The sequence below is a fragment of the Actinomadura sp. NPDC048032 genome (genome assembly GCF_040653175.1).
GTDB lineage: Bacteria > Actinomycetota > Actinomycetes > Streptosporangiales > Streptosporangiaceae > Spirillospora > Spirillospora verrucosospora.
The window spans coordinates 1-2,640 of sequence record NZ_JBEZJP010000678.1 but is presented as its reverse complement, the minus strand read 5'-3'; the positions used below and the strand labels follow the sequence as shown (position 1 = coordinate 2,640).

Sequence of the window (2,640 nt, the reverse complement as noted above, 5' to 3'; positions counted from 1 at the left end):
GTGGTCTGCTCCGGATTCGCCCACGCCCTGCGCCTGCTCTTCGGCGGCGGGGTGCTGCCCGGGCCGCTGGCGGTCGAGGGGTACGGCCTCCCCTTCCACCGGGCCCTGCTCGACCAGACCGGCACGCGCACCCGTCCGCTCACCGTCGACGGCGACGGAGCCCGGGTCGACGAGCTTTCCGAAGCCGAGAGCACCGTCCTCCTGACACCCGCGCACCAGTTCCCCACAGGCGGCCCGCTGCATTCGCGCAGACGCACGGCGGTGGTGGAATGGGCCGCCGGGTCGGACGGGCTCATCATCGAGGACGACTACGACGGCGAGTTCCGCTACGACCGCCAACCCGTCGGCGCGGTGCAGGGCCTGGCCCCCGACCGGGTCGTGTACGTCGGCTCCGTCAGCAAGAGCCTGTCCCCCGCCGTCCGGCTCGGCTGGATGGTCCTGCCCGACCGCCTGGTGGACGGCGTCCTCACGGCCAAGGGCGAGCGCGAGGCGTGGGCGGGCGTCCTCGACCAGCTGGCCCTGGCCGACTTCCTCGACTCCGGCTCCTACGACCGCCACGTCCGCCGGATGCGCCAGAGGTACCGCGCCCGCCGCGACCGCTTCGTCACCGCCCTGGCCGAGCACGCGCCCCACGTCCACGCGACGGGCATCGCCGCCGGTCTGCACGCCGTCCTGCGCCTGCCGTCCGGCACCGAGCCCGGCGCTCTGGAGGCCGCGACCCGCGCGGGAGTGGCGGTCGACGCCCTGTCGGCGTTCCGCCACCCCGGCGCCCGCCTTCCGCCCCAGGACGGCCTGGTGGTGGGCTACGCGACGCCTCCGGACCACGCCTTCGAGTCGGCGCTGCAAGCACTCGTGCGCGTCCTCGCGGTCAGCCGCCGAAGAGGGGGAGGATCGCCCTGACCGTCTCCACCACGCCGTAGATCAGCGGGATGCCGACGACGGACCAGGAGACGACGAGGCGCGCCGCCGCCCTGTCAGGGGGGCTCTCGTCCGGCATTGACTCCATGGTGCTCCTCCTTCGCTCTCAGGTGGCCGGGCTGGGGTCGGTCACGGGGGCCTCGGCGTCCGCCACGTGGTGCCGCTCCGCCACCGGGCGGATGAGCAGGTTCGCGGCGAAGCCGACCGCGAGGACCCCGACCATCGTGAACAGGGCGGGCCGGTAGTCGGCGGCCGCGAGGGCGCCCGGTTCGCCGCGGGCGTCCAGGAACCGGTTCACGATCAGCGGCCCGGCGATGCCCGCCGCCGACCACGCGGTCAGCAGCCGGCCGTGGACGGCGCCGACCTGGTAGGTGCCGAACAGGTCCCGCAGGTACGCCGGGACGGTGGCGAACCCGCCGCCGTAGAAGGAGATGATCAGTGCGGCGAGGGCGACGAAGAACGCCGTCGAGGCGTCCCCGAAGAGCGCCAGCAGCACGTAGGCGGCCATGCCGGCGCCGAGGTAGCCGACGTAGACCGGTTTGCGGCCGAGGTAGTCCGAGGTCGAGGACCAGACGAACCGCCCGGCCATGTTGAAGATCGACAGCAGTCCGACGAACCCGGCCGCCTCGGTCGCCGACACCGAGGTCGAGCCGCCGGAGCGGAAGAAGTCGCCGATCATCGGCCCGGCCTGCTCCAGGATCCCGATCCCGGCGGTGACGTTGCAGAACAGCACCGTCCAGAGCAGCCAGAACTGCGGCGTCCTGATCGCCGACGCCGCCGAGACGCCGCGCGGAGCGCCGGCCCTTGTCGCGGAGGCGGCCCCGGCGGGCCGCCATCCCGGCGGCGGCACCCGCACGGTGAACACCCCGAGCATCATCACCAGGAAGTAGGCGACGCCCAGCGTGACGAACAGCAGGGCGACGGCGGCGCCGGACGCGGGGTCGCCGCCCGGGTCGTAGAGCGACAGCAGCCGCCGCGACAGCGGCGAGGCGACCAGCGCGCCCCCGCCGAAGCCCATGATGGCCATGCCGGTCGCCAGGCCCGGCCGGTCCGGGAACCATCTGATCAGGGTCGACACGGGCGAGATGTAGCCGATGCCGAGGCCGATGCCGCCGATGACGCCGTAGCCGAGGTAGACCAGCCAGAGCTGCCCGGCGGCGATGCCGAGCGCCCCGACCAGGAACCCCGACGCCCAGAAGCAGGCGGCGGTGAACATCGCCCGCCGCGGCCCGACGCGGTCGACCCACGTGCCCATGACCGCCGCGGACGCGCCGAGCATCACGATCGCGATGGAGAAGACGACGCCGACCGCGGTGAGGCTGGCGTCGAAGTGCTCGACGAGCGCCGTCTTGTAGACGCTGGTGGCGTAGGCCTGCCCGATGCACAGGTGCACGGCGAGCGCGGCGGGTGGAATCAGCCAGCGGTTGTAGCCCGGTTCCGCGACGGTGTGCCGCAGGTCGAGGAAGGAGAGCGCCACAGCGGGCCTCCGGTTCGGGAGCGTATCCGGACAGGTGATGCGCCCCCGACACCGACGACCATAAACACAAACGTGCTACATGAAAACCCCTCCCCACCACCAACCTGTCGACCGACCCGCGAGAGAGCGCCCCCCAAACCCGCCACCCGCAACGACCTCAGCCCCTACCGCAACCACGCGACGACCTCAGGATGGCGATCGCGTCTGAAGGCAGATTCGAGCCTGCGAGAATCTGATCGCGCAGC

The 2,640-nt window shown here is 72.7% G+C and carries 3 protein-coding genes; 1 reads left to right on the top strand and 2 read right to left on the bottom strand.

Going from position 1 to position 2,640, the window contains the following annotated elements; all coding sequences use genetic code 11:
* Positions 1–900 (top strand): PLP-dependent aminotransferase family protein (locus tag AB0C69_RS40955; protein WP_360362017.1); only part of this gene is annotated, 900 nt, incomplete at its 5' end.
* Here the strand turns inward: AB0C69_RS40955 and AB0C69_RS40950 are convergent.
* Both AB0C69_RS40950 and AB0C69_RS40945 read right to left on the bottom strand, forming a co-directional pair.
* Positions 869–1,006, bottom strand: a complete 138-nt coding sequence (locus AB0C69_RS40950; protein ID WP_360362014.1) for a hypothetical protein — start codon at positions 1,004–1,006, stop codon at positions 869–871. The genes AB0C69_RS40955 and AB0C69_RS40950 overlap by 32 nt on opposite strands.
* 18 nt (positions 1,007–1,024) lie before the next feature.
* Positions 1,025–2,395, bottom strand: coding sequence for an OFA family MFS transporter (locus AB0C69_RS40945; RefSeq protein WP_360362011.1), 1,371 nt, complete (start codon positions 2,393–2,395; stop codon positions 1,025–1,027).
* Between the last annotated feature and the right edge of the window lie 245 nt (positions 2,396–2,640).